Below are 24,193 nucleotides of genomic sequence, written 5' to 3'. Positions count from 1 at the left end.
AGAGGCCCTTCTTCCATGCCTGCCGACCGGCCAACTCACCCGAATCAGCATGCTGTTCGAACCCCGCCGACCACGCGAGCGGATAGCGAACAGCCAGTCAGATACCCAGGTCCTTGATGATCTTGGCCACGTGACCCGTAGCCCGGACGTTGTACAGCGCCCGTTCGACCTTGCCCTCCTCGTCCACCACGATCGTGGAGCGGATGACGCCCATGTAGGTCTTGCCGTAGTTCTTCTTCTCGCCGAAGGCGCCGTACTCGTCCAGGACCTTCTTGTCCGGGTCGGCGAGGAGGGTGACCTTGAGGGACTCCGTCTCGCGGAACTTGGCCAGCTTCTCCGGCTTGTCCGGCGAGATGCCGATGACGTCGTACCCGGCGCCGGCCAGCAGCTCCAGGTTGTCCGTGAAGTCGCACGCCTGCTTCGTGCAGCCGGGGGTAAGCGCGGCAGGGTAGAAGTAGACGATGACCTTGCGGCCCTTGTGGTCCGACAGGGACACCTCGTTGCCGTCGGCGTCCGGGAGGGTGAAGGCGGGGGCCGGGTCCCCGGGCTGGAGTCGCTCGCTCATCGATCCAGCGTAACCGGGGGTCCTGACAGTGCGCGGGGGCGTGGAGCTGACAGACTGTCCGGGACAGTGTCAGAGGACTTCGGAGGCGTACGGTGGCGGACACGTCGGACATCAGAACCCCGGCGCAGATCGAGGCGGACATCAAGCGCCGCCGCGAGGTGCTGGCCGAGACGCTCGACGAGATCGGGATGCGGGTTCACCCCAAGACGATCATGGACGACGCGAAGGCCAAGGTCGCTTCGAGCGTCGATCACACCCTCGGGCGTGCGTACGTCGGGGTGAACCGTGTGGTCAGCGATGTGAAGTCGCAGTTCGTGGACGAGGAGGGCGCGCCGCGGATGGAGCGGGTCGTGCCCGTCGCGCTGGTCGTGGTCGGGGTGGTGGGGCTGCTCGCCCTGGGCGGTACCCGGCGGCGTAAGCGTTGAGCGGGGACAGGTAGGTTTCTGGGCGTGAGCGCCAAGAGAAACGAGCACCCGCAGGACGACAAGCTGCCGATCCGGATGCTGCACGACCGTGTACTCGTGCGGCAGGACACCGGTGAGGGCGAGCGGCGTTCGGGGGGCGGCATCCTGATCCCCGCGACGGCCGCCGTCGGCAAGCGGCTGGCCTGGGCCGAGGTCGTCGCGGTGGGGCAGAACGTGCGGACCGTGGAGCCGGGCGACCGGGTGCTGTACGACCCGGAGGACCGGGCGGAGGTCGAGGTCCGGGGTGTGGGCTATGTGCTCATGCGGGAGCGTGATCTGCATGCCGTGGCGGCGGACCGGTTCGAGGGGTCGGAGGACTCCACCGGGCTGTACCTCTGAATCAGGGCCGCAGGAGGCGTGAAGGGGCTGGTGATCGAGGTCACCGGCCCCTTTCTTCTGTTTTTGCTACCTTGGGAAGCATCCCGACGAGACGCGCCGTACCGGGTTGAAGGAAAAGACGACGCACCCCGTTCAGTTCGTTCACGGAGGTGCCTGTCATGGCGTGGGTTCTGCTGCTCGTCGCCGGTCTGCTCGAGGTCGGCTGGTCGATCGGGATGAAGTACACCGACGGTTTCACGCGGCTGTGGCCGAGTGTGTTCACCGGTGCGGGGATCGTGGCCAGCATGATGCTGCTGTCGTATGCGGCCCGTACGTTGCCCATCGGTACCGCCTACGGCGTGTGGGTGGGTATCGGTGCGGCCGGTGCGGCGGTGCTCGGCATGGTGGTGCTGGGTGAGCCGGTGACCGCCGCCCGGATCTTCTTCATCTGTCTGCTGCTGGTGGCCGTGGTGGGGCTGAAGGCGACCTCCGGTCACTGACTCTCGCGGCCGGGGCGGGTGGGGAGTCCGGTGATCGTCCCGGTGCTGGAGTCCCCGCCGCCGCCCGCGCCGGTCGTGTCCCCGCCGCCGCCGTCGCCGCCCTCGGTGGTGCCGCCGCCCGAGGAGTCGTCCTCGCCGCCGCCGGCGCCGCCCGTGGGGCCGGGCTCGGTGCTGGGGCCGCCCGTGGCGGGGCCGCCGGTGGAGGTGTCGCCGGTGCTGTCGCCGCCGGTGTCGCCGGGCGGGGTGCTGGTCGATCCGCCCGGGGTCTCGGTGCCGGTGTCCTCGTCGCCGCTCGACTCGTCGTCCGGGGCGCCGGTGCCGCTCTCGTCGCCGCCGCCCGGTTCGTCGGAGGAGTCGGCGGTGGGGGCGGCGGTGACGTCGGCGCCGGTCTGGAGCTGGAGGTCGAAGGAGGAGACCGGTTCGCCCTTCAGGGCCTCGCGGGTGTACTGGCCCCAGATCTCGGCGGGGGCGCCGCCGCCGTTGATGCGGGGCAGGCCCATCGCGCCGTAGAGGGACTTGTGGGCGGCGGTCTTCGGGTCCTGGCCCATCACCGCGACGACGGTGGCGAGTTCGGGGGTGTAGCCGGCGAACCAGGCGGCCGTGTCCTCCTCGGCGGTGCCGGTCTTGCCGGCGGCGGGGCGGCCCGCGGCCTGGGCGGCGGTGGCGGTGCCGTTCTGGACGACGCTGCGCAGGATCGAGGTGGTGGTGTCGGCGGCCTCGCGGCTGACGGCCTGGTGTTCGCGCCGTTCGGGCAGGTCGACCTCGTGCTTGCCGTCCTTCATGACCTTCTCGACCAGCGTGTACGTGCCGTGCTTGCCGTGGTTGGCGAGGGTGGCGTAGGCCTCGGCCATGTCGAGGGGGCTGGCGGTGGCCACGCCGAGGGCGATGGAGGGCGAGGGGGTGAGTTCGGGGGTGTTCTTGGAGAGGCCGAGGTCGATCGCGGTCTGCATGACCTTGTCGGAGCCGACGTCGACGGCCATCTGGGCGTACACGGCGTTCACGGACTTGTCGGTGGCCTCGCGGACGGTGACGTCGCCGTAGTCGCGGTGGTCCTCGTTCTCGGGGGCGTAGCGGCCGCCGCTCCAGCCCTGGACGGGGCGTTCGCTGGTGCCGTCGTAGATCGTGTTCGGGTTGATGACGCGGCCGTCCTGCGTCTCGGAGTCGTTCTCGACGGCGGAGGTGAAGACGAACGGCTTGAAGGTGGAGCCGACCTGGAAGTCGCGGCGGGTGGCGTTGGGTGTGTACTGCTTGACGTAGTCGATGCCGTTGTACATCGCGACGACCTTGCCGGTCCTGGGGTCGACCGAGGCGCCGCCGGCGCGGACGTAGGTGTCGACCTTGCGTTCCTTCTTGTCCAACTGGGACATGAGCTTGTCGTCGACGGCCTTCACGAAGGCGTTCTGCTTGTCCTTGTGGAGGGTGGTGGTGATGCGGTAGCCGCCGCGGTCGAGTTCCTCCTCGTCGACGATCCCGTTGCTGACCAGGTAGTCCTTGACGATGTTGACGATGTAGCCGCGCTGTCCGGACATGCCGGTGGAGATCGTGGACTCCTTGGGCACGGGGAACTTCTGGGCGGCGCGTTCGGCCGGGGTGAGCCAGTCCTTCTTGACCATGCCGTCGAGGACGTAGTTCCAGCGGGCCTCGGCGGCGGGCCGGTTCTCGGGGTGGGCGACGACGTCGTACTGGCTGGGTGCGTTGAGGAGGGACGCGAGGTAGGCGCCCTGGGCGGCGGTGAGGTCCTTGGCGTCGACGCCGTAGTAGGCCTGGGCGGCGGCCTGGATGCCGTAGGCGCCGCGGCCGAAGAAGCTGGTGTTGAGGTAGCCCTCGAGGATCTCGTCCTTGCTCTTCTCGCGGTCGAGCTTGATCGAGATGAAGAACTCCTTCACCTTGCGGGTGATGGTCTGTTCCTGGGCCAGGTAGTAGTTCTTGACGTACTGCTGGGTGATGGTGGAGCCGGACTGCTTGCCCTTGCCGGTGGCGGTGTTCCAGCCGGCGCGGACCATCGCCATGGGGTCGATGGCGGACTCGGTGTAGAAGTCGCGGTCCTCGGCGGCCAGGACGGCGTGCTGGGCGTCCTTGGAGATGCGGGCGAGGCCGACGCTCTCCCGGTTGACCTCGCCGTCGCGGGCGATGACGCTGCCGTCGGCGTACAGGTAGACGTTGGCCTGTTTGGTGGCGAGGGCGTTGGCGGCGGGGATGTGGACCAGGGAGTAGCCGAGGAAGAAGCCGCCGACCAGCAGCAGGACGCCGACGACGAAGGTGCCGACGACCATGCGCCAGGTCGGGATCAGCCGGCGCCATCCGGTCCGCTTGGGCCGCTTGGGCTTCTTGGTCTTGCCCGTGCCCTTCGGTCCGGCGGCTTGTGGGTCGCCGGCCGCCAGTGACTCTCTGGACGCCCAGCCCGGGGTCTGCGGCTGCGGCTGCGGCTCGTCGCTCATCTCGTGCACGGACTCCTGTTTCACGTCGTACGGTTTTCGCATCGTACGGTTTTCGCGTTTTTCGCGTGGTAACGGTCTTCGCGTCGTACCGTCTGGTCTCGTACGGCCTGTACGCCTCTGCGTCGTCCGAGGTCCTCAGAAGAAGACTCTCGCACCGCCCGTTCCGTTCCCACTCGACGGCACACCCGTGAAATTCCGTGGCACGGGCTCGCGCCGTCGCACTAGGCTCTTGCGCTTTGGTGCCGGTCGGAGGGGGAGGGCTGTGGGCGTGGGTTCGGGGCGGCTGTACGCGGCCGTCGCGGCGGGCGGATTCAGACGTTACGCGACGTATCGGGCGGCCACCGCCGCCGGGGTGTTCACCAACACGGTCTTCGGGCTGATCCTCGTGTACACCTATCTGGCCCTGTGGGACGAGAAGCCGCAGCTCGGGGGATACGACCAGGCGCAGGCCGTGACGTTCGTGTGGCTGGGGCAGGCGTTGCTGGCGGCGCTGGCGATCGGCGGCGGCGGGTTCGAGGACGAGCTGATGGAGCGCATCCGAACGGGTGACATCGCCGTGGACCTGTACCGGCCGGCGGATCTGCAGTTGTGGTGGCTGGCGGCGGACGTGGGGCGGGCGGTGTTCCAGTTGCTGGGGCGCGGGGTGGTGCCGTTCGCGTTCGGGGCGCTGTTCTTCCCGGTGGCGCTGCCGCGGGAGGTGTCCACGTGGGCGGCCTTCCTGGTGGCGGTGGGGCTGGGGGCGGTGGTGAGTTTCGCGCTGCGCTATCTGGTGGCGCTGTCGGCGTTCTGGCTGATGGACGGCACGGGTGTGCTGCACATGGCGTGGATCGCGGGGCTGTTCTGCTCGGGGATGCTGCTGCCGCTGAACGTGTTCCCCGGTGCGCTGGGCGAAGTCGTACGGGCGTTGCCGTGGTCGTCGCTGCTGCAGGCGCCGGCGGACGTGCTGCTGGGGGAGGCGGCGCCGCTGGGGACGTTCGTGTTCCAGGCGGCGTGGGCGGTGGCGCTGCTGGCGGTGGGGCGGCTGGTGCAGTCGGCGGCGACGCGTCGGGTGGTGGTGCAGGGTGGCTGAGACGGTGGAGGCGAGGGGCGAGGCCGGGAGGGCGGAGCCGCGCGGGCGGGTCGTGGAGGGGCTGCGGGCGTACCGGCTGATCGCGGCGATGTGGATCCGGTCGACGATGGCGTACCGGACGTCGTTCGCGCTGACGACGTTCGGGAACTTCGCGATGACGGCGCTGGACTTCGTGGCGATCCTGCTGATGTTCTCCCGCGTGGACGCGCTGGGCGGCTGGTCGCTGGGCGAGGTGGCGTTGCTGTACGGGCTGTCGGGGGTCTCGTTCGGGCTGGCCGATCTGGCGATCGGGTCGATGGAGCGGCTGGGGCGCCGGGTGCGGGACGGGACGCTGGACACGCTGCTGGTGCGTCCGGCGCCGGTGCTGGCGCAGGTGGCGGCGGACCGGTTCGCGCTGCGGCGGCTGGGGCGGGTGACGCAGGGGCTGCTGGTGCTGGGGTACGCGCTGACGGTCGTGGACATCGACTGGACGGCGGCGAAGCTGCTGCTGATGCCGGTGATGCTGCTGGGCGGGGCGGGGATCTTCGCCGCGGTGTTCGTGGCGGCGGGGGCGTTCCAGTTCGTGGCGCAGGACGCGTCGGAGGTGGCGAACGCCTTCACGTACGGCGGTACGACGATGTTGCAGTATCCGCCGACGGTGTTCGCGCTGGACCTGGTGCGGGGCGTGACCTTCGTGGTGCCGCTGGCCTTCGTCAACTGGCTGCCGGCGTGCTTCGTGCTGGACCGCCCGTATCCGCTGGACCTGCCCGGCTGGGTGGCGTTCGCGCCGCCGCTGGTGGCCGTGGCCTGCGGGGCGCTGGCGGGGCTGGCGTGGCGGGCGGGGCTTCGTTCTTACCGGAGTACAGGGAGCTGAGGGAGATGGGCGGGTCGGAAACGATGGCCGAGGCGGACACCACGGAGCCCGCGCCGGCGGCCTTCATCGAGCTGGACGGCGTCGAGAAGGTCTTCGACGTGCGCAAGAAGACGGGCTTCCTGAAGCGGGAGCGGCGTCAGGTGCGGGCGGTGGACGGGCTGTCGTTCACCGTGGCGCGCGGAGAGGTGGTCGGGTACATCGGGCCGAACGGTGCCGGGAAGTCGACGACGATCAAGATGCTGACCGGCATCCTCACGCCGAGCGGCGGCCGGCTGCGGGTGGCGGGCATCGACCCGTCCCGGGAGCGGACCCGGCTGGCGCACCGCATCGGGGTCGTCTTCGGGCAGCGTACGACGCTGTGGTGGGACCTGCCGCTGATCGACTCCTACCGGCTGATGCACCGCATGTACCGCATCCCGGACGCCCGTTACCGGGAGAACCTGGACCGTTGCGTGGACCTCCTCCAGCTGGGCGAGCTGCTGGACGTGCCGGTGCGGCAGCTCTCGCTGGGCCAGCGGATGCGCGGCGACATCGCGGCGGCGCTGCTGCACGACCCGGAGGTGCTGTACCTGGACGAGCCGACGATCGGTCTGGACGTGGTGTCGAAGTCCAAGGTGCGGGGCTTTCTGCGGGACTTGAACGCGGAGCGCGGCACGACGGTGCTGCTGACCACGCACGACCTCCAGGACATCGAGCAGTTGTGCTCGCGGGTGATGGTCATCGACCACGGCCGGCTGATGTACGACGGCCCCCTGGGCGGCCTGCACGAGGCGGGGGAGAGCGAACGGACCCTGGTGGTGGACCTGGAGCGGGAGTTGCCGCCGATCGAGGCGCCGGCGCCCGCACGGGTGGTGCGGGTGGAGGGGCCGCGGCAGTGGCTGGCCTTTCCGGCGTCGGCGTCGGCGGCGGGGCTGGTGGCGGCGGTCGCGGCCCGGTACCCGCTGGTGGACCTGTCGGTGCGGGAGCCGGACATCGAGTCGGTGATCGCGAAGATGTACGCGGAACGCTCGAGCGCGTAGTTTCCGGCGCGGCGACCTCGTAGGCTGCTGTACATGACCGACGACGCCCCGGAGCTGCGCGCATCCGACGCCGACCGTGAACGAGTCGCCGAGGTCCTGCGGGACGCCCTCGCGGAGGGACGCCTGGACATGACCGAGTTCGAGGAGCGGCTGGACGCCACGTACAGCGCGCGGACCTACGGGGAACTGGCGCCGATCACCCGTGATCTGCCGGTCGGCACGGCGGTCGCGGCGCCCAAGGTGTCGATGACGAAGGAACCGGCGGCGGCCGGGGACTGGGCGGGCCGGATCACCGGCGGCGAGGGTTCGTCGTCGTGGGCGGTGGCCGTGATGTCCGGGTTCCAGCGCAAGGGCCGCTGGACCGTGCCGCGCCGCTTCAACTCCTTCGCGTTCTGGGGCGGCGGGGAGATCGACCTGCGCGAGGCGCTCTTCGCGGACGGCGAGGTCGTGATCAACTGCGTGGCGGTCATGGGCGGGATCGACGTGATCGTGCCGCCGGGCGTCGAGGTGATCGTGCGGGGCGTCGGCGTCATGGGCGACTTCGACCACCGGGAGTCCGGTGTGCCGGGCGACCCGGGCGCCCCGCGGGTGATCGTGACGGGCTTCGCGTTCTGGGGCGGCGTCGGTGTCCGGCGCAAGCTGACCCGGGCGGAGAAGCTGCGGATCAGGGAGGAGCGCCGGCAGGAGAAGCTGGAGCGCCGGGCCGCCCGGCAGGAACTGCGCGCCTCGTCCCGCGACGACGCGGCCGAGGACCACCTCCGGATGCTGGACGGGCACCGGGACATGCTCCGCGAGCACCGCGACGACCGCCGCGAGCAGCGCGAGCTGCGCCGCGAGGAACGGGACCGGCGCAGGCGGGGCGAGGACTGAGCGGGCGGGGACTGACCGGGCCTGGGACTGAGCGGGCGGGGCAGGCCGGGACGAGGTGCCCGGGTCCGCCCCGCGCCGGACTGATGCCGGTCACAGCCGGACCCATGCCGGTCACAGCTGGACCGGTGCCGCGCCCTTCAGGTCGTCCAGGTCGAGGACCCGGCCCATGCGCTCGTACCCCTTGTCGCTGGGGTGCAGGTGGTCGCCGCTGTCGTAGTCGGAGCGCAGGCGGCGCGGGTCGTAGGGGTCGCGGAGTGCCTTGTCGAAGTCGACGACCGCGTCGAACACGCGGCCGGAGCGGATCTCCTCGTTGATCTGCTGCCGCATGTTCTCGCGGGCCTTCGTGTAGCCGCCGTGCCCGCCGAACGGCATGATCGTCGCGCCGATGACCTTCAGTCCCCGGCCGTGCGCCTGGTCGACCATGGTGCGCAGGCCGTCGAGGATGCCCTCGCGGTCGGCGAGTTCGGGGCTGTGCAGGATGTCGTTGACGCCGAGGACGATGACGACGGCCTTGACGTTGGTGCGGTCGAGGACGTCCCGTTCGAACCGGCTGAGGGCGCTGGGGTTGTCGGCGGGCCGGCCCGCCCGGCTCGTCAGGATGCGGTTGCCGCTGATGCCCTGGTTGACGACGCTGTAGCGGGGTGTGTCCCGCCCGTCCCCGGCCGCCTCGTGGAGGCGCTCGGCGAGGGTGTCGGTCCAGCGGTTGTTGGCGCCCGTGTCCGAGCCGAAGCCGTCGGTGATCGAGTCGCCGAGGGCGACGACCGTGCCGTCGGCCTCGTGGCTGAGGACGTCCAGGGCGGTCAGGTACCGCCAGACCCGCGTCTCGGTCGTGTACGCGACGCCGGTGACGTCCGCGGTGTGCTCCCCGTCGGCGAGGTAGCTGATCTGCTGGGCGTGCGGGTGGTGGGTGACCGGCCCGGAGGGGACGGGTGAGTACGTGGTGACGAGGACGTCCGCGCCGTAGGGGACGGCGAGGCGGGCGATGTCGCTCATCACCCGCCCGCCGGCCGGGATGACGACCTGGGGGCTGCCGCCGAAGGTGAGCCGGCGCATGGTGTCGGCGAGCGCGGCGGCGCTGTCGGGGCCGGCCGACAGGGCGATGGTCGCGTGCGTGATGGTCAGCGGGGACTGCCCGTAGAGGTTGGACAGCGTGATCCGCGCGCTCGTTCCGCTGACGCCGGCGTGCACGACGTTGCGTACCGAGCGGCCCGCCATCCCGGTGGTCTCGGTGCGCGGTTCGGCTGCCGCCGGGGAGGCGGACCAGGCGCCGACCCAGGTGCCGGTGGAGGCGGGAGCGGCGTCGCCGCGCGGGGCGGGTCCGCCGGCGAGGGGCGTGCGGTCCCTGGCGCCGCCGTCGGCCGACACCGAGGCGTATATGGCCGCGGAGATCGCCACTATCAGAGTGACGATCGCGGCGAGCAGGGCACGGTACTTGGTGGGAGGCGCCCCCGTGCCCCCGTCACGACCCCGGGTCATGCTGTGTTGTTCTCCTCGGGCGAGGGGAGCCCGAGGCTCCGGTCCGATCCGGTCCGATATACCCATGATGCGGCATGGGTCGGGGAAACGCCGTACGACCCCCGGGCGTTCCCCTTCCGGACAGACGCCGGGAACTTGTGTTCCGTTCCGGGAGTCGGTCAGGAAGGGACAATGTGTGCGGGGCGGATCGGCGAACGGTGGAGTGGATGGAACGCACGAGAACGGAACTTCCGGGTGGACCTGGCGACACCGGAAGCGGTACCGGAGGCGGGAGCGGTGCCGGCGCCGTCCGCGACCGCACGATGACGTCCTTCAGCGCGGCGGACGAGGAGAAGCGGCGCGGCGTGCGCCGCATGAAGCTCACCGCCACCGGCCTGCTGCTCTTCGTCGCCCTGGTCTACGTCCTCGCCGAGTGGGCCTCCCACCGGGGCGCGGGCGCCTGGGCGGGCTACGTCTCGGCCGCCGCCGAGGCCGGCATGGTCGGCGCGCTCGCCGACTGGTTCGCCGTCACGGCGCTCTTCCGCCACCCGCTCGGCATCCCCATCCCGCACACCGCGATCATCCCCAAGAAGAAAGACCAGCTGGGCGTCTCGCTGGGCGAGTTCGTCGGCGAGAACTTCCTCTCCGAGGACGTCGTACGGCAACGGCTGCGCGCCGTCGGCATCGGCAGCCGGCTCGGCGCCTGGCTCGCCGTGCCCGAACACGCCGACCGGGTGACGGCCGAGTTGGCCGCAGCCCTGCGCGGCGCCCTGACCGTGCTGCGCGACTCCGACGTGCAGGCGGTGGTCGGCGAGGCGATCACCCGCCGGGCCGACGCCCAGGAGATCGCCCCCGGCATCGGCAAGATGCTGGACCGGATCGTCGCCGACGGCGGTCACAAGCGCGCCGTCGACCTGATCGTCTCCCGCGCCCACGACTGGCTGATCCTGCACGGCGACTCCGTGATGGACGCCGTGCAGGGCGGGGCACCCGGATGGACGCCCCGGTTCGTGGACAAGCGGGTCGGCGAGCGCGTCTACAAGGAGCTGCTGCGCTTCGTCACCGAGATGCGCGACATGCCCGCCCACCCGGCGCGCGGCGCCCTGGACCGCTTCCTCACCGACTTCGCCTCCGACCTCCAGTCCGACACGGAGACCCGTGCGCGCGTGGAGCGGCTGAAGAGCGAGGTGCTGGGGCGCGGCGAGGTCCAGGACCTGATCGCGTCCGCCTGGACGGCCGTACGGGCCATGATCGTCTCGGCGGCGGAGGACGAGCGCAGCGAACTGCGCATGCGGGTGCGGGCCTCGCTGCTGTCGCTGGGCGCCCGGATGGCCTCCGACACCAAGGTGCAGGGCAAGGTCGACGCGTGGGTGGAGGGTGCCGCGGTGTACGTGGTCACCACCTACCGCAAGGAGATCACCTCCCTGATCACCGACACGGTGGCGAGCTGGGACGCCGAGCACACCACGAAGAAGATCGAGGCGAACATCGGCCGCGACCTCCAGTTCATCCGCATCAACGGCACGGTGGTCGGCTCCCTGGCCGGGCTGCTGATCTACACGGTCTCCCGCATCCTGGGGGCGTAGGGCCGCCACGCGCGGCCCTACGGCCTCCCGGCGCGGCGGGCGTGGTCCTCCCGGTGCAGGGCACACGGGAGGCGTTCGCTCGACGGAGAGGGAGCCATGACAGCAGAATCGTCGTCGTCGGCCTCGGGGTCCGCCTCCACCGGTACCGTCACCACGGCCGTCCCCGCCCGCCTGGACCGCCTGCCCTGGTCACGATGGCACTGGATGATCGTGATCGGCCTGGGCACCGTCTGGATCCTGGACGGCCTGGAAGTCACGATCGTCGGCAACGTCGCCGGCCGCATCGCCGAGGAAGGCAGCGGCCTCGACATCAGCGCCTCACAGGTCACCGGTCTCGCCGCCGCCCTCTATGTGGCGGGCGCCTGCTCCGGGGCTCTGTTCTTCGGCTGGCTGACCGACCGTTACGGCCGCAAGAAGCTGTTCATCGCGACGCTGGCCGTCTACCTGGCGGCGACCGCGCTGACCGCGCTCTCCTTCGAGTCCTGGTGGTTCTTCCTCTTCCGCTTCCTCACCGGTTTCGGCATCGGCGGCGAGTACGCGGCCATCAACTCCGCGATCGACGAGCTGATCCCCTCCCAGTACCGCGGCCGGGTCGACCTCATCATCAACGGCAGCTACTGGCTCGGCGCGATCGGCGGCTCGCTGCTGTCCATCGTGATGCTGGACACCGACATCTTCCCCAAGGACCTCGGCTGGCGGCTCAGCTTCGCCATGGGCGTCGTCCTCGGCCTCGTCATCCTCCTGGTGCGGCGGCACGTGCCGGAGAGCCCACGCTGGCAGTTCATCCACGGCCAGGGCGAGAAGGCCGACGCACTCGTCGACTCCGTCGAACGGGAGATCGAGGAGGAGAAGGGTGAGAAATTGCCGCCCCCGGCCGGTGACATCACCATCCACCAGCGCAAGAGCATCGGCTTCGGCCTGATCGCCAAGACCGTCTTCCGCCGCTACCCGCGCCGCGCGGTCCTCGGCCTGTCCCTCTTCATCGGCCAGGCCTTCCTCTACAACGCCATCACCTTCGGCTTCGGCACCATCCTCATCACCTTCTTCGACGTGCCGACCGGCTCCACCGGCTACTACTTCGCCGTCATCGCCGCCGGAAACTTCTGCGGCCCGCTCCTGCTCGGCCACCTCTTCGACACGGTCGGCCGCCGGATCATGATCTCGGGCACATACCTGCTGTCGGGCATCCTGCTCTTCGGCACGGCATGGCTCTTCGACCAGGGCTCGCTCACGGCCACGACGATGACGGCCTGCTGGTGCGTGGTGCTGTTCTTCGCCTCCGCGGGCGCCTCCAGCGCCTACCTGACGGTGTCCGAGGTCTTCCCCATGGAGACCCGCGCCATGGCCATCGCCTTCTTCTACGCCCTCGGCACCGCCGCCGGCGGCATCAGCGGCCCGCTGCTCTTCGCCAACCTCACCGAGTCCGGCGTGGTCGGCGACACCGTCCTGGCCTTCCAGATCGGCGCCGGGCTGATGTGCGCGGCGGGTCTGGTGGCGGCGTTCCTGGCGGTGAAGGCGGAGCGCCGCTCCCTGGAGGACATCGCGGAACCGCTGTCGGCGGTGCGGGCGGGTTCCGCGGAGTAGCCGGCCGGCGCAGCGGGGAGGAGCCGCCCATGACGATCCGCAGGATCATGCCCGACATCCACGTCGAGGACGAGGAACAGCTGCACACGAGCCGTGACTTCTACGGCCTGCTGGGCTTCGAGGAGGTCATGGACATGGGCTGGGTGACCACCCTGGCCTCCCCGTCCAACCCCACCGCCCAGATCAGCCTGTTCACCGAGGAACGCACCGCGCCCCTCGTCCCCGACCTCAGCGTGGAGGTCGAGGACGTGGACGCGGTGTACGCGCGGGTGACCGCGTCGGGCGCGGAGATCGTACGGGAGCTGAAGGACGAGGAGTGGGGCGTGCGCCGCTTCTTCGTCCGGGACCCGACCGGCCGGGTGGTCAACGTACTGACCCACCACCGGAACTGAGCCTCCAACCGAGTGGGCGCTCAGGCCTTCCTGTCGGCGACCGCCCAGGAGGCCAGCGCCACGGCACCGGCCACACCGAGGACGGACGGCCAGGCGCCCACCTTCTTGGCCAGCGGGTGGGACCCGGCGAAACCGGCGACGTACGCCGCGGTCAGCGCACCCGCGGCCTTCCCGCCGGCCCGCGCCCGCCACTGCCGCGCGGCGGCCGCGCCCGCGACGGCCAGCACGACCCCGCCCAGCTCCCGCTTCCCCGTCCACCGGGCCACGCCGTACCCGCCGACCAGACCGCTCGCGGCGACCACCGCGCCGGGAACCCGCACCATCTCCGCACCGCCTCCTGCCACATGGAAATGCTCCAGCCGAGGCTAATCCCCGCCGGACGGCCGGCACGCTCCGGGTCGTACCGGCGGCGCACCCCTCCATCGGCCGAACCGCATGCCCTGACCCCGGCACTCCGGGGTATGCGCACAGTTAGGGAAGACGACGCACGGTGAGCGGCGAGAGCGACGAAGGAGCCGGAAGCGGATGAGTACGCAGAGCCCGGGCACGGACCACCAGTCCTCGCCCCGCACCCGGTCGGTCACGGTGGACGGCGCCCGCGTGGCCTGCTGGGAGTCCGGACCCCCCGACGCCGAACCGGTCGTCCTCCTGCACGGCTACCCGGCCGACCACCGCTGCTGGCGCCACCAGGTCCCGCCCCTGTCGCGCCGCCACCGGGTCGTCACCCCCGACCTCCTCGGCTGGGGACGGTCCGAGCGCCCCCAGCACCTGCCCTTCGACTACGACACCGAGGTCGCCCGCCTCGGCCGGCTGCTGGACGCCCTGGACCTGGGCTCGGTGAACCTGGCCGGCCACGACTACGGCGGCTTCCTCTCCCTGGGCTTCGCCCAGCGCCACCCCGAGCGGGTGCGCCGGCTGGCCCTCCTCAACAGCCGCGCCCACGCCACGTTCACCCGCCGCTGGTACGCCGTCTTCGCCCTGACCGGCGTCGTCGCCCGGACGCCCGCCCTCCACCGGGCGGCGCTGCGCCTGCCGTACGCCGCCCTCCACCGCCGTACCTTCGGCCCGCTGGTCCGCGCGGGCCACCTCACCCCGGACCTCCTGCGCGGCTACCTCGACTGGATGGACACGCCGGAGGGCCGCCGCTGGCTGCTCCACTACTTCGCCGACTACCGCACCCCCTCCCGCCCCGGCCTGCGCCGGGACCTGGCGGCCGTCGAGTGCCCGACGGCGGTCGTCTGGGGCCGCGCGGACCAGTACCTCAGCCCGGCGATCGCGACGGAACTGGCCGACGCGATCCCCGGCGCCGAGCTGACGATGCTGCCCGGCACCGGCCACTGGGTGATGGACGAGCGACCGGCGGAGGTGACGACGGCCCTGCTCCGGCTGCTGTCCCGGCCGACCCGCACCACATGAGACGCAGGTCACACCCATCCGTTCCCCGGGCCTGTCACATCCCGCCGCCGCGCTCCGTCGTAGCTGTGTACGCCCACCGATGAACGACGACGGAGGAAGTCACCATGGAAGCGCGTCTCAACATGTTCGCCAACCCGATCGCGGGCAAGCTCGTGCGCCACATCAACTCGGCGGGCAAGGTCGTGTCGGACTCGACGCTGCCGCACGCGACGCAGGAGCTGGTGAAGATCCGCGCCAGCCAGATCAACGGCTGCGGCTTCTGCCTCGACATGCACACCAAGGACGCCGCGAAGGCGGGTGAGACCTCGCTGCGCCTCAACCTGATCGCGGCGTGGCGGGAGGCCAAGGTCTTCACCGACGCCGAGCGCGCCGCCCTGGAGCTGACCGAGCAGGGCACCCGCATCGCCGACGCCGCCGGCGGCGTCACCGACGAGGCGTGGGCCGAGGCGGCGAAGCACTACGACGAGGACCAGCTCGCCGCCCTCGTCGGCCTGATCGCCCTCATCAACACGTACAACCGAGTGAACGTCATGCTCCAGAACCCGGCGGGCGACTACGAGCCGGGGATGTTCGGCTGAAATTCCCGGCCCGCCCGCTCTCCGGCCCGGTCCTGCCCGCCCGCCCGCCGCTCAGCCGGCGTGCAGCAGGACCGGGAGCCGCTGGTGGCCGTTGCTGATCAGGGACGGCACGGGCGGCAGTTCCTCCGCCGGGTTGGCCAGGCGGATGTCCGGGAAGCGGCCGAAGAGGCTCTCCAGCGCGAGGGTCACCTCCATGCGGGCCAGCGGCGCGCCCAGGCAGAAGTGGACGCCGTGGCCGAAGGCCAGGTGCTCCTTGACCGTGCGGGTCGCGTCGAAGGTGTCGGCGTCCGCGTGCCAGTCCGGGTGACGGTTGGCGGCGGCGTACGAGACGAGGATGGCCTCCCCGCGCTCGATGGTCCGCCCGTCCGGCAGGGGGATGTCCGTGACGGCGTACCGGAGCGGCAGGTGCTTGACCGCCGGTTCGTGACGCAGCGTCTCCTCCACCACGTCCCCCCAGGTGACCTCGCCCTTGCGGACCAGCTCCAGTTGGTCGGGGCGGGTCAGCAGGGTGTACGTGGCCTGGTCGATGACGTTGACGGTGGTCTCGTAACCGGCGCTGATCATCAGCAGCAGGGTGTCGCGCAGCTCCTCGGGGGTCAGGCGGTCGCCGTCCCCCTCGTCGTCCCGCGCGGCGATGAGCAGGGACGTCATGTCGTCGCCCGGCGTGGCGCGCTTGGCGGCGATGAGCTGGTCCAGGACCTCGTACAGGCGCATCGTGTTGGCCTGCGCCTCGGCCTGGTCCAGCGTGGTGTCGAAGACACCGTCCACGAGGGCGCGGAAGCCGTCGCGCCGGTCCTCGGGCACGCCCATGAGGTGGCCGATCACCGCGATGGGCAGCGGGTAGGCCAGCTCCTGCCGCAGGTCGACCGGTTCGCCGGCGGGCAGTTCCGCGAGCCGGTCGACGAGTCCGGTCACCATCGACTCGACGGCCGGACGCATCGCCTCGACGCGGCGGGCGCTGAAGGCGGGCGCCACCAGCCGGCGCAGCTTGCGGTGGTCGGGCCCGTACGCGGTGAACATGTTCTCCACCGCCACCCACAGGGCCAGCGGCCAGGTGCCGACGACCTCGCCGAAGGCCGGCCAGTGCGCGCGGGCGTCCTTGGAGACGTCGGGGCTGGTGAGGAGCTGTTTGAGGAGGGCGGGATCACTGACCGACCAGGCCTTGACCCCGAGGACGTCCACCAGCGTCGCCGGGCCGCGGTCGCGCAGGGTGCGGTGCTCGGCGTGGTGGCCGGCGCCGGTCGGGTCGAGGACGAGGGCGGGCTGCTGGGTCGCCATGGCCTGGCTCCTTAGTGTGCGGCGGGGTGCGTGGCGGTGTGCGTGGCGGGGTGCGTGGTGTGCTGTGCGGCTGCGGGGGTGACGGGGAAGGTGACGGGCAGGGATTCCAGGGCGCGGTGGAACGGGCCCGGGCGCCAGGTCAGTTCGGCGAGGGGGCGGGCGAGGTCGGTCTCCGGCAGCGCGTCCAGGAGGTGGGTGACCGCGGTCTCGGCGATGAGGTAGGCGTGCGAGCGGGCGGGGCAGGTGTGCGGGCCGGTGCTCCAGGCGAGGTGGGCGCGGTTGCCGCCGTGCTGTCCCTCGGGCACGCCCTCGGTGAGGGCCGGGTCGTTGTTCGCCGCCGCCATCGAGATCACGACCGGCTGGTCGGCCGGGAGCAGCACGCCCTCCACGTCGATGGGGTACGGGGGATAGGAGATGCAGTAGTTCGCCATCGGCGGGTCGGTGTAGAGGACGGCGTCGAGCGCGTCGCGCACCGTGGACAGCCCGGCGTGCAGGTCCGCGGAGAAGTCGTCGTCGGTGAGGATCTTCAGGATCGTGTTGCTGATCAGGTTGGTCAGCGGCTCGATTCCCGCGCCGTACAGCGTGACGAGCTGATGGCTCATCTCCTCGTCGCTGAGTTCGGCGGGGTGGAGGGTCAGGCGGGAGGTGATGTCGTCGCCGGGGTGGCGGCGGCGCAGGGCCACCAGGTCCAGCACGGCCTGCCCGAGGATTCGATTGCCCTCCTCGGCGTTGGTGGTGTCGAAGATCTTCGCCATGCCGTCGGCGATGCGCTGCCCGATCTCGTCGGGGCAGCCCAGCAGGGCGCTCAGCACCCGGAAGGCGATGGGGAACGAGTACTGGGTGAGCAGGTCCGCCGACCCGGCCGTGCGGAACCCGTCGATGGCACCGTCGGCGACCCTCTCGACCAGGGCGCGCAGCCCGTGCTGGTCGACCTTGTCGATGGCGTGGGTGTTCGCCGCCCGGTAGCGGGCGTGCTCGGCGCCGCCCGAGCGCAGCGCGTTGGGCCGCCACTCCATCATCGGCCGGACCGGGCAGGTCGCCGGGATCAGTTTCTCCCAGGCGCGGGGGTCGGCCGGGAAGTGCAGCGGGTCGTTCAGGATGCGGCGGGCCTGGTAGTAACCGATCACCAGGGTCGCGGGAACGCCGGGCGCCAGGTCGACGGGGACGAGCGGGCCGTGGGCGCGGCGCATGCGCCGGTAGGCGGCGTGCGGGTCGGCGGCGAACTCCGGCGCGTACAGGGCGACACGGCCCGGCGAGCCGTCCGGTGCGGGCTCGGCGGAAGGCAACGTCATCGGCGGGACTCCAGGAGGGCGGCTGAACGGTGCTCGGTGAGGTACTCGGTGAGCGTGATCAGGGCGTGCAGGGAGGACGTGCGGTCACGGGCGTCGCAGTACGTCAGCGGGGTGGCCGGTTCGAGGGCCAGCGCCTCGCGCAGCTCGGCGTCGGGGTAGGCCGGGGCGCCGGGAAAGGTGTTGATGGCGACGGCGTACGGGATGCCCGCGCCGTCCAGCAGACCGAGGGCGTCGTGGGAGGCGTCGAGGTCGCGGGTGTCGGCCAGGACGAGACAGCCGAGGGCGCCCTCGGCCAGGTCCTCCCACAGCGGCTGGAAACGGGACTGCCCCGGCAGCCCGAACAGGTACAGCGCGATCCGGCCGCCGGCCATGTGGATGCGGCCGAAGTCCATCGCCACGGTGGTCGTCGTCTTGTGCGGGGTGCCGCGCAGGTCGTCCACGCCGGCGCTGATCTGCGTGATCGGCTCCTCCATCCGCAGCGGCCGTACCTCCGAGACGCTGCCGATGAACGTCGTCTTGCCGACGCCGAAGCCCCCCGCCACCACGATCTTGGCCGACCGGGTCACCGAGGCCGGGACGTAGGTGACGGACGGGGCCGCCGCCCCGTCGAGCCGATCGGAGCGGTCACCCCGGTCGGACCGGTCGGTTCCGTCAGACCATGGAGCGAAGTCCACGGAGTACCTCCTGCAGCAGGTCGAAGTCGGGCTGGTCGTCGAGCGCGGCGACCGGGCTGGAGAGGTGGCCGGAGTCCATCAGCGCGGAGACGAGGATGCGCACCGTGGAGGGCGGCAGCTCCAGCGCGGCGGCGATGTCGGCGACGGCGAGGCCGCCCCGGGCGCCGGTGAACAGCCGCATCACCCGGCGGGCGTCCGGGCCGAGGGTGTCCGTGGGACCGTTCGCGGCGACGACCACGCTCTCCAGGCGCACGTCGTCACGCGCGCGGACCTGGCCCCCGGTGCGGACGTAGGGCCTGACCATGTCGGGGTCGCGCCGCGGCCCGCTCATGCCGGTGAGCCGCCTTCCGCGGCCGGTACACGCTGCTGGACCGGCACGCGTTCCTCCGTGGCCAGTTCGTGCCCCACCCGGGTGGCGAGCCGCACCATGTGGTGGGAGATCAGGCCGACGTCGGCGTCCGGGCCGGTCGTGCACACCGACAGCATGGTGTTCTTCGCGGCGGTGGTAGTCAGCCCGATGCAGCCGACCGACTCGATCAGCAGCTGCCGCATCCCCGCGCCGCCGGTGAACTCGTCCCAGGCCTTGCCCGCCGCGCGCAGCGCCGCCGTCAGCGCGGCGAACTTCTCCCCGTCGTCCTGGCCGATCGTCTCGGTACGGGCCTTCAGCAGCCCGTCGCTGCTCATCAGCACGGCGTACCGGACGCCCTCGACGCTGCCGAGTTCCTGGTCCAGCAGCCAGCCCAGGCTGTTGGTGTGTGTGTCTTGCACGATCAGTGTCCTTCGTCGTCAGCGGCGTCGTGGGCGGCGGTGCGGGAGGCTGTGCGGGGGGTCCGGGCGGCGTCGTGGGTGGCGTCGGCGGAGGCCCGCGAGGGCTCCCCCTCCTCCCCCTCCCGGCCGCGGCGGGTGCCGGCCGCCCAGGCCGCGGCGACGGCGGGCCGGCCGGGCTCGGTGTCGTCAGAGGCGGCGGGGCGGCGCGCGGGGGCGGGAGCGGTGGAGCGGCGGCGGACGGTCAGCCCGCTGGCGGTGGTGGTCGAGGGGGTGGCGGTCGAGGGAGCGGTGGTCGAGGGGGTGGCTCCGACGGACGGGGCCGCGGAGCTGCCCGCGGCGGCGGTCACCGGCGGGGCGACGGGTTCAGCGGCCGGCTCAGCGCCGGGCTCGCCGGGTGCGGCGGTTGCGCTGGGCGCGGCGGCTGCGGCGGGCTCGCCGGTCGCGGCGGTCTCGGCGGTTGCGGCAGCCCCCACAGCCGAGGCAGGCGCGACGGGAGATGCGGCGACCGCCTGGGGCGCCTGGGCCGCTGGAGCCGCCGCGGCAGGTTGGGCGGCCGGGGCTGCCAGGGCCGCCGGGGCCGACGGGGTTGGGTGGGCCGCCGGCGCCGACTGGGCCGGTTGCGCGGCGGCAGCCCTCGGCACCGTCTGGGCCGCCGCCGGATCGACGAGGAGGTTCTTCGGCAGGACGACCATGGCCCGGGTTCCCTGGTAGATGTTCGGCGCGGTCAGCTCGACGCGGAAGCCGTAGTTCTCCGCCAGCAGCGACGCCACGCGCAGCCCGGTCTGGGGATGGGCGCCCAGCCGGGTGATGTCGTCGCGCTGCTCGCCGGACATCACGTCGCTGGCCCACATCAGCCGCTCGTCGTCCATGCGCAGCCCGGCGTCGTCCACGATCAGGAAGCAGGCGTGGTGCCCCTGCTCCAGCGACACGTGGACACTGGCCGCGGGCGGCGAGTAGCGCAGCGCGTTGTCCAGCAGTACGGCGAGCGCGTGCACGACCGCCTCGACCGCGCGGCCCTCGACGACCACGGACCCCATCTCGGGGTGCTTGACCCGCTCGTACCCCTCGATCCGGCCCATGGCCGCGCGCACGATGTCGGTCAACGTGGTGGCGGGCCAGCGCCGGGACAGCTTGTCCCCGGCGAGCACGGAGTACCCGGAGGCCGTGAGGAGCATCTGCTGCGCGAGGTGGTCGATCTCCACGAGCGTCGCGTAGGCCTCGTCCGAGATGTGCCGCCGTACGCCCTGGCTGACGGCCCGGCCCAGCCTCGCCGAGCGGGCCACGATGTTGTTGGCGAAGCCGCGCACGGCGGCCCGGGCCACGCCGACCGACTCGTGCCGTACCTGTGCGATCCGCCGCTCGGCGTCCTGCCGTACCTGGTCGGCGGCGTGGGCCGCGGCCCGTTCGGCGGCCGTCCGCTCCCGCGTCCGTACGTCCCCCACCGCGGAGGCCAGCGCGCCGGGCACGGCACGCAGCCGCTCGGCGAGCGGGGTCCCGTCGAGCTGCGCCGGCACGGGCAGCAGCCCGCCCTCGGGTCCCTCACCGCCCTGCCCGCCCTTCGCCACCGCCGGGATCACGGCGGCTGTGAGGTGCCCGACGCACTGCTCGGCCGCGACGAGTTGCAGGGTGAGCCGGTCGGCGTGCTCGCGCAGCTGCTCGGCCCGGCGCCGGGCCTGCCCGTACCGGCGCCGGAAGTACCACGCGGCCCCGACTCCGGCCACCGCCAGCACGGCGGTGGCGGTCACTATCAGTTCAGTCATCAGGTCCTCACGGATGGGAAGCCGTCGGAGTGGGCGAGGGCGGCCGGGGCCGGACGGCGCGAAGAGGCGAGGCGCCGGGGCGGCCCGATGACGACCGGGCTCTCAACAGGCCGCAGCGGACCGGTGTCTCCCATGGCCACCACGTGCCGCGGGGTCGGCGACGCGGACGACGGCGAGGGCGCACGACATGGATCTCCAAGGAACACGCGAGGGCCGGTACGAGCGGACCGGTACGAGCAGAGGGGCGACGACGACGCGGACTCGAAGCGGAAGGGGACCGCGCACCATCCCGACCCGCCCCGAACTCCCGTATCCGCGACGCGCGTTCGACGTACGGAAGGGGACCATACCGTTTGTGCTCACGATGTGCTCAAGGGCCGTGTCACCCACGTGACCATGGCGCGTAACCGCCGTCGGTTTGACGCGAAAAATACGCCGATGACCGCTGAACCCCTATGGCTGAAAAGGGAGTTGGAACGAGAGGCGACGCACTGGTAGGCGGCGTCCGGGACGGTGACGACCTCGCCGTCCCTCACCCCTTCCCGGACGGATCACCCGGAGGCCAGCTGCTCCGCGATCTCCTTCACCCAAGCGGCCTTCTGCTCCGGGTCGTCGAGGGTCGCCGCCCACGCCTCCGGGGCCAGCTTGTGCTGTTCGGGGCCGGCCTTGAGCGCGACGAGCAACTCCCGGGCGGACTGCCGCAGCTCGGGCGTGGTGTCGGCGCTCCCGGGGACGCCGGGTCCCGCCGCCAGCCCGTAGATCTTGCGCGCCATCGCCTGACGTTCGCCCTTGGACACCTTCTTCCAGACCTTCAGCGAGTGCTTCAGCGAGTCCGTGCGCGACTTGGCCTGCACCGGCCCCTCGTCCTCCGCCGCCCAGCGCTCCGGGTGCCGGGCCTCTTCGTAGCGCTTGGTGACCGCGCGGCCCGCCTTGTAACCGGCGACGCCGAGAATGAGACCGGCCCCGACCGCGGCGGCGATCCAGCCGCCCGGGTTGCTCCCCAGCACCCCCGCCGCGGTCACCGCCGCCACGATGCCGCCCGCGGCCTTGGCGGGCTCGCCCACCACGCCGCCCACCGTCTCCTTGCCGATCTTGGCGACCTGCTTCTTCTTCGCGTACTTCTGCGACTCGCCCAGGGCTTCGGTGTCCTGCACGGCGCGCTGGTGGGCGGCCGTGGCGCGGCCGGCGCGCTCGTACTCCTCCCTCAGGGCGTCGAAGGCGGCTTCCGCGGCCGGGTACCACTCCCTGGGCGGTCGTCCCTGGCCGGCCTCCCTGATGGCGTTCAGCCGCTCGAACGCCTCGTCGACCCGCTGCTCGGCCTGGTTCGCCTCCTCCCGCAACCGGCCCAGCAACTCCGCGTGCACGGCGGCCGGGTCCCCGAGCCGCTTGATCCTCTTGTACTTGCGGGTCGCGCCCCCGACCTTGCCCGCGGCCCTGGCGCCCTTCCACAGGCCGGTGACGGCACTGAATATGCCGCTCACCTCGGCGGCGGTCGCGGCGTCCGCCGCCCCCTGGACCTTGGTCGCCTCCTTGGCGACGGCGGCGCCGTACCCGCCCGAACTGGCCGTGCCGACGACCGCGTCCGCCCCCTTCGTCTTCCCCCTCCTGCTCGCCGTGTGGTGCGCGGCCCCGGTCCGGTTCCGCCTGGCGTCCTTCAGGTTCTTGAGCGAGTCGTACGCGTTGACCACGACGCCGGTGACCTCGGTGAGGAGGTTCCACGCTCCGGCGGAGGTGCCCGAGGCCGCGGCGTCGTGCTTGAGGGCTCCGTTGCCCGAGGCGGTGGCCGCCTGGCCGAGACCGGCGCTGGTGGGAGCCTGGGCGCCCTTGACGGCGTTGTCCACGGGGTCGAGGTTCTTCTTGAACCGGTCCATCAGCTCGGCGGCGCGCTTGGCCAGGTCGTCCACCGGCCTCGCCCCGGCGGCGGCGTCGTCCGCCTCCGTCTCCCGCGCCGTCACGAAGCTCTCCGGTGCGCTCGCCGTCACGAAGCTCTCCGGGGCGCTCGCCGCCGTCACGAAGCTGTCCGGACTGCTCGGCCGGGACGACCCGGTGGACTCCGGGGCCCGTTCCGCCGTCGCGTTCCTGACGCGCTGCACCGTGGCGGCCGCGGCCCGGTTGCCGACGGCGGACTGGAACCGGAGGAACGCGGCCTCCGCCGAGGTCCCGGACGCACTCCCGGCCCCGCTCCCACCCTCTTGCCGGCGCTGCCTGGCCGACGCCAGCGTGGCCACGGACGGCCGGGGCGAGGTGTGCTGGACCGGGGTGCTCATGGGGACATACCTCTCCTGCGCAGGACCGGGCGAGGCGAAGGTAGCGGGGTGTGGCCAACGGGAGGGGTGTGGCGGGGAAACGCCGGGCGGACGGTACGGGACGCGTCGTGGCACACCGAGCCGAGGGGCGCGCGGTGGTCGTACTGGTCCCGGACCCGTCCCCGCCCGCCTGCGGTTACCCACGGCTCCGACACCGCGCGCAGAGCCGGTCACCCCACTGCCGCGGGAGGCGGGGGGACCGGCCCGGCGCTCGATCAGTGCTCTCCGGGCGGGCCGTCGACCGCGTCGGCGGGCCGCCCGGAGGATCCCGCCTATGCGCAGGCGTCGGCCCATGCGAAGAGCGCCTCATCGCCCGGCGCCCAGTACAGGTAGTCGCACATGGCGTCCCAGGTGTTGGGGCCCACGATGCCGTCCGCGCCGCCGGCGACGTTCTCGACGCTCTGGAAGCACGTCGTGGCGTTGTACGTCTTGTTGCCGAAGTCCCCGTCCACATTCAGGGTGGGGCGGCAGATGTACGCGGTGTGCATGTAGGCGTTCAGGCTGCGCTGCCAGCGCTTCACCCACGTACCGCTGGACCCGCGGGCCAGCGTCGGCTGAGAGGCGGCGGCGGACGCCGTGTCCGCGTTGCCGTTCTGCTGGGCCGCCACACCGCGCGCGACCGTGTCGGTGTGGGCCGGGGCCGCGCTCGCTCCGCTCGTCCCCAGGGCCAGTGCGGCCGACACCGCGGCGGCCACCATCGTCAGCTTCTTGCCCGTGCGCATACGTTCCCACCTTTTCTTCTCGGTCCGGGCTGGTGGCACCACCTTGTCGGCTCGGACCAATGTGCGTCATTGGCACAACGCGTTCAGTCGTTGGCCGAGAGCGCTCTGTTCGTCGTGGGGAGTGCTCAGCAGGATGTGGCGCAAGGGGGGATGGAAATGGTGCTGAACGTGCTCGATCTCGACGACGTTCCTAAGTGTTGTCCCGTAAATGATCTCCGGCATGCCGGTCGACCAGTGCTGTTGCTTCTCAGCCGGTCAGTGTGAGGTTGTGCAGGCGGGCGATGCC

Annotated in this window: 24 protein-coding genes and 1 riboswitch; of the genes, 12 read left to right on the top strand and 12 right to left on the bottom strand. The window is 71.9% G+C overall.

Going from position 1 to position 24,193, the window contains the following annotated elements:
* Nucleotides 1-97: 97 nt before the first annotated feature.
* Entirely contained in the window at nt 98-565 is a 468-nt protein-coding gene (gene bcp / locus KUM03_RS16445; RefSeq protein WP_217249287.1) for a thioredoxin-dependent thiol peroxidase, read from the bottom strand.
* A 92-nt stretch (nt 566-657) separates the two neighbouring features.
* Between bcp and KUM03_RS16440 the strand changes: the two genes are divergently transcribed.
* The 3 genes from KUM03_RS16440 to KUM03_RS16430 all read left to right on the top strand — a co-directional run bounded on the left by KUM03_RS16440 (nt 658) and on the right by KUM03_RS16430 (nt 1,847).
* Nucleotides 658-990 carry a DUF3618 domain-containing protein gene (locus tag KUM03_RS16440; protein ID WP_217249285.1) on the top strand — a complete coding sequence of 111 codons (333 nt, stop codon included), beginning with the start codon at nt 658-660 and terminating at the stop codon, nt 988-990.
* 75 nt (nt 991-1,065) lie between these two features.
* The gene (locus KUM03_RS16435; protein ID WP_167307483.1) at nt 1,066-1,368 is read left to right on the top strand and encodes a co-chaperone GroES; all 303 of its coding nucleotides are present in this window, start codon (nt 1,066-1,068) and stop codon (nt 1,366-1,368) included.
* A gap of 60 nt (nt 1,369-1,428) precedes the next feature.
* Nucleotides 1,429-1,496: riboswitch (guanidine-III (ykkC-III) riboswitch) on the top strand.
* 30 nt (nt 1,497-1,526) lie between these two features.
* A complete protein-coding gene (locus KUM03_RS16430) occupies nt 1,527-1,847 on the top strand; it encodes a multidrug efflux SMR transporter (RefSeq protein ID WP_217249282.1) in 321 nt (106 codons plus the stop codon).
* Here the strand turns inward: KUM03_RS16430 and KUM03_RS16425 are convergent.
* Nucleotides 1,841-4,285 carry a transglycosylase domain-containing protein gene (locus KUM03_RS16425; protein ID WP_374225326.1) on the bottom strand — a complete coding sequence of 815 codons (2,445 nt, stop codon included), beginning with the start codon at nt 4,283-4,285 and terminating at the stop codon, nt 1,841-1,843. The two genes, KUM03_RS16430 and KUM03_RS16425, sit on opposite strands and share 7 nt — an antisense overlap.
* A 262-nt stretch (nt 4,286-4,547) precedes the next feature.
* On the opposite strand from KUM03_RS16425, the gene KUM03_RS16420 reads away from it, so the two are divergent.
* Genes KUM03_RS16420 through KUM03_RS16405 form a run of 4 tightly spaced genes read left to right on the top strand, consistent with a single transcriptional unit; the run spans nt 4,548 to nt 8,096 of the window.
* Nucleotides 4,548-5,354 carry an ABC-2 family transporter protein gene (locus KUM03_RS16420; RefSeq protein ID WP_217249280.1) on the top strand — a complete coding sequence of 269 codons (807 nt, stop codon included), beginning with the start codon at nt 4,548-4,550 and terminating at the stop codon, nt 5,352-5,354.
* Nucleotides 5,347-6,207, top strand: coding sequence for an ABC transporter permease (locus tag KUM03_RS16415; protein ID WP_217249277.1), 861 nt, complete (start codon nt 5,347-5,349; stop codon nt 6,205-6,207). Before KUM03_RS16420 ends, KUM03_RS16415 begins: the two co-directional genes overlap by 8 nt.
* Nucleotides 6,208-6,212: 5 nt before the next feature.
* Entirely contained in the window at nt 6,213-7,226 is a 1,014-nt protein-coding gene (locus KUM03_RS16410) for an ATP-binding cassette domain-containing protein (RefSeq protein WP_217249276.1), read from the top strand.
* A 33-nt stretch (nt 7,227-7,259) separates the two neighbouring features.
* Nucleotides 7,260-8,096, top strand: coding sequence for a DUF1707 domain-containing protein (locus KUM03_RS16405; protein ID WP_217249273.1), 837 nt, complete (start codon nt 7,260-7,262; stop codon nt 8,094-8,096).
* A gap of 111 nt (nt 8,097-8,207) precedes the next feature.
* Here the strand turns inward: KUM03_RS16405 and KUM03_RS16400 are convergent, their stop codons facing one another.
* Nucleotides 8,208-9,572 carry an SGNH/GDSL hydrolase family protein gene (locus KUM03_RS16400; protein ID WP_217249271.1) on the bottom strand — a complete coding sequence of 455 codons (1,365 nt, stop codon included), beginning with the start codon at nt 9,570-9,572 and terminating at the stop codon, nt 8,208-8,210.
* A gap of 206 nt (nt 9,573-9,778) precedes the next feature.
* Here KUM03_RS16400 and KUM03_RS16395 point away from each other — a divergent pair, with 206 nt between their 5' ends.
* From KUM03_RS16395 to KUM03_RS16385, 3 genes are all read left to right on the top strand, one after another.
* Nucleotides 9,779-11,137 carry a DUF445 domain-containing protein gene (locus KUM03_RS16395; protein ID WP_217249269.1) on the top strand — a complete coding sequence of 453 codons (1,359 nt, stop codon included), beginning with the start codon at nt 9,779-9,781 and terminating at the stop codon, nt 11,135-11,137.
* A 96-nt stretch (nt 11,138-11,233) separates the two neighbouring features.
* Nucleotides 11,234-12,721 (top strand): MFS transporter, encoded by a 1,488-nt coding sequence (locus KUM03_RS16390; RefSeq protein WP_217249263.1) that lies wholly within the window; start codon nt 11,234-11,236, stop codon nt 12,719-12,721.
* Between the two features lie 29 nt (nt 12,722-12,750).
* On the top strand, nt 12,751-13,113 hold the full coding sequence (locus KUM03_RS16385; protein WP_217249261.1) for a VOC family protein: 363 nt from the start codon (nt 12,751-12,753) through the stop codon (nt 13,111-13,113).
* A 20-nt stretch (nt 13,114-13,133) separates the two neighbouring features.
* On the opposite strand, the gene KUM03_RS16380 is transcribed toward KUM03_RS16385, so the two are convergent.
* Nucleotides 13,134-13,436: a hypothetical protein gene (locus KUM03_RS16380; RefSeq protein ID WP_217249259.1), complete on the bottom strand. Its 303-nt coding sequence runs from the start codon at nt 13,434-13,436 to the stop codon at nt 13,134-13,136.
* A gap of 202 nt (nt 13,437-13,638) precedes the next feature.
* Between KUM03_RS16380 and KUM03_RS16375 the strand changes: the two genes are divergently transcribed.
* Both KUM03_RS16375 and KUM03_RS16370 read left to right on the top strand, forming a co-directional pair.
* Nucleotides 13,639-14,529: an alpha/beta fold hydrolase gene (locus KUM03_RS16375; protein WP_217249257.1), complete on the top strand. Its 891-nt coding sequence runs from the start codon at nt 13,639-13,641 to the stop codon at nt 14,527-14,529.
* A 104-nt stretch (nt 14,530-14,633) separates the two neighbouring features.
* Nucleotides 14,634-15,107, top strand: a complete 474-nt coding sequence (locus tag KUM03_RS16370) for a carboxymuconolactone decarboxylase family protein (protein ID WP_073723554.1) — start codon at nt 14,634-14,636, stop codon at nt 15,105-15,107.
* Between the two features lie 51 nt (nt 15,108-15,158).
* Here the strand turns inward: KUM03_RS16370 and KUM03_RS16365 are convergent, their stop codons facing one another.
* From KUM03_RS16365 to KUM03_RS16330, 8 genes are all read right to left on the bottom strand, one after another.
* On the bottom strand, nt 15,159-16,385 hold the full coding sequence (locus KUM03_RS16365; RefSeq protein WP_217249255.1) for a cytochrome P450: 1,227 nt from the start codon (nt 16,383-16,385) through the stop codon (nt 15,159-15,161).
* Between the two features lie 11 nt (nt 16,386-16,396).
* A complete protein-coding gene (locus KUM03_RS16360; protein ID WP_254399429.1) occupies nt 16,397-17,677 on the bottom strand; it encodes a cytochrome P450 in 1,281 nt (426 codons plus the stop codon).
* On the bottom strand, nt 17,674-18,222 hold the full coding sequence (locus KUM03_RS16355) for an ATP/GTP-binding protein (RefSeq protein ID WP_308406333.1): 549 nt from the start codon (nt 18,220-18,222) through the stop codon (nt 17,674-17,676). The genes KUM03_RS16360 and KUM03_RS16355 overlap by 4 nt, the downstream gene beginning before the upstream one ends.
* A 106-nt stretch (nt 18,223-18,328) precedes the next feature.
* Complete coding sequence (locus tag KUM03_RS16350; protein ID WP_217249253.1) at nt 18,329-18,682, bottom strand: DUF742 domain-containing protein; 354 nt, start codon at nt 18,680-18,682, stop codon at nt 18,329-18,331.
* Entirely contained in the window at nt 18,679-19,119 is a 441-nt protein-coding gene (locus KUM03_RS16345) for a roadblock/LC7 domain-containing protein (RefSeq protein ID WP_217249252.1), read from the bottom strand. The genes KUM03_RS16350 and KUM03_RS16345 overlap by 4 nt, the downstream gene beginning before the upstream one ends.
* A gap of 2 nt (nt 19,120-19,121) precedes the next feature.
* The gene (locus KUM03_RS38870; protein ID WP_217249251.1) at nt 19,122-20,879 is read right to left on the bottom strand and encodes an ATP-binding protein; all 1,758 of its coding nucleotides are present in this window, start codon (nt 20,877-20,879) and stop codon (nt 19,122-19,124) included.
* A 551-nt stretch (nt 20,880-21,430) separates the two neighbouring features.
* Nucleotides 21,431-23,146, bottom strand: a complete 1,716-nt coding sequence (locus KUM03_RS16335; RefSeq protein WP_217249250.1) for a hypothetical protein — start codon at nt 23,144-23,146, stop codon at nt 21,431-21,433.
* 311 nt (nt 23,147-23,457) lie between these two features.
* Entirely contained in the window at nt 23,458-23,907 is a 450-nt protein-coding gene (locus KUM03_RS16330) for a peptidoglycan-binding protein (RefSeq protein WP_217249246.1), read from the bottom strand.
* Nucleotides 23,908-24,193 lie beyond the last annotated feature (286 nt).

The sequence above is a fragment of the Streptomyces sp. AC602_WCS936 genome (genome assembly GCF_019049125.1).
GTDB lineage: Bacteria > Actinomycetota > Actinomycetes > Streptomycetales > Streptomycetaceae > Streptomyces.
Note: the sequence above shows the minus strand (reverse complement) of the source record. Positions and strands in the feature narration are given on the sequence as shown.

What these genes read in the sequence shown, in the direction of transcription:
- bcp (WP_217249287.1), bottom strand. Translation starts at nt 565, where the DNA reads ATGAGCGAGCGACTCCAGCCCGGGGACCCGGCCCCCGCCTTCACCCTC.
- KUM03_RS16330 (WP_217249246.1), bottom strand. Translation starts at nt 23,907, where the DNA reads ATGCGCACGGGCAAGAAGCTGACGATGGTGGCCGCCGCGGTGTCGGCC.
- KUM03_RS16405 (WP_217249273.1), top strand. Translation starts at nt 7,260, where the DNA reads ATGACCGACGACGCCCCGGAGCTGCGCGCATCCGACGCCGACCGTGAA.
- KUM03_RS16375 (WP_217249257.1), top strand. Translation starts at nt 13,639, where the DNA reads ATGAGTACGCAGAGCCCGGGCACGGACCACCAGTCCTCGCCCCGCACC.
- KUM03_RS16395 (WP_217249269.1), top strand. Translation starts at nt 9,779, where the DNA reads ATGGAACGCACGAGAACGGAACTTCCGGGTGGACCTGGCGACACCGGA.
- KUM03_RS16430 (WP_217249282.1), top strand. Translation starts at nt 1,527, where the DNA reads ATGGCGTGGGTTCTGCTGCTCGTCGCCGGTCTGCTCGAGGTCGGCTGG.
- KUM03_RS16365 (WP_217249255.1), bottom strand. Translation starts at nt 16,385, where the DNA reads ATGGCGACCCAGCAGCCCGCCCTCGTCCTCGACCCGACCGGCGCCGGC.
- KUM03_RS16435 (WP_167307483.1), top strand. Translation starts at nt 1,066, where the DNA reads ATGCTGCACGACCGTGTACTCGTGCGGCAGGACACCGGTGAGGGCGAG.
- KUM03_RS16335 (WP_217249250.1), bottom strand. Translation starts at nt 23,146, where the DNA reads ATGAGCACCCCGGTCCAGCACACCTCGCCCCGGCCGTCCGTGGCCACG.
- KUM03_RS16385 (WP_217249261.1), top strand. Translation starts at nt 12,751, where the DNA reads ATGACGATCCGCAGGATCATGCCCGACATCCACGTCGAGGACGAGGAA.
- KUM03_RS16410 (WP_217249276.1), top strand. Translation starts at nt 6,213, where the DNA reads ATGGGCGGGTCGGAAACGATGGCCGAGGCGGACACCACGGAGCCCGCG.
- KUM03_RS16350 (WP_217249253.1), bottom strand. Translation starts at nt 18,682, where the DNA reads ATGAGCGGGCCGCGGCGCGACCCCGACATGGTCAGGCCCTACGTCCGC.
- KUM03_RS16370 (WP_073723554.1), top strand. Translation starts at nt 14,634, where the DNA reads ATGGAAGCGCGTCTCAACATGTTCGCCAACCCGATCGCGGGCAAGCTC.
- KUM03_RS16425 (WP_374225326.1), bottom strand. Translation starts at nt 4,285, where the DNA reads ATGAGCGACGAGCCGCAGCCGCAGCCGCAGACCCCGGGCTGGGCGTCC.
- KUM03_RS16390 (WP_217249263.1), top strand. Translation starts at nt 11,234, where the DNA reads ATGACAGCAGAATCGTCGTCGTCGGCCTCGGGGTCCGCCTCCACCGGT.
- KUM03_RS16360 (WP_254399429.1), bottom strand. Translation starts at nt 17,677, where the DNA reads ATGACGTTGCCTTCCGCCGAGCCCGCACCGGACGGCTCGCCGGGCCGT.
- KUM03_RS38870 (WP_217249251.1), bottom strand. Translation starts at nt 20,879, where the DNA reads ATGACTGAACTGATAGTGACCGCCACCGCCGTGCTGGCGGTGGCCGGA.
- KUM03_RS16400 (WP_217249271.1), bottom strand. Translation starts at nt 9,572, where the DNA reads ATGACCCGGGGTCGTGACGGGGGCACGGGGGCGCCTCCCACCAAGTAC.
- KUM03_RS16380 (WP_217249259.1), bottom strand. Translation starts at nt 13,436, where the DNA reads ATGGTGCGGGTTCCCGGCGCGGTGGTCGCCGCGAGCGGTCTGGTCGGC.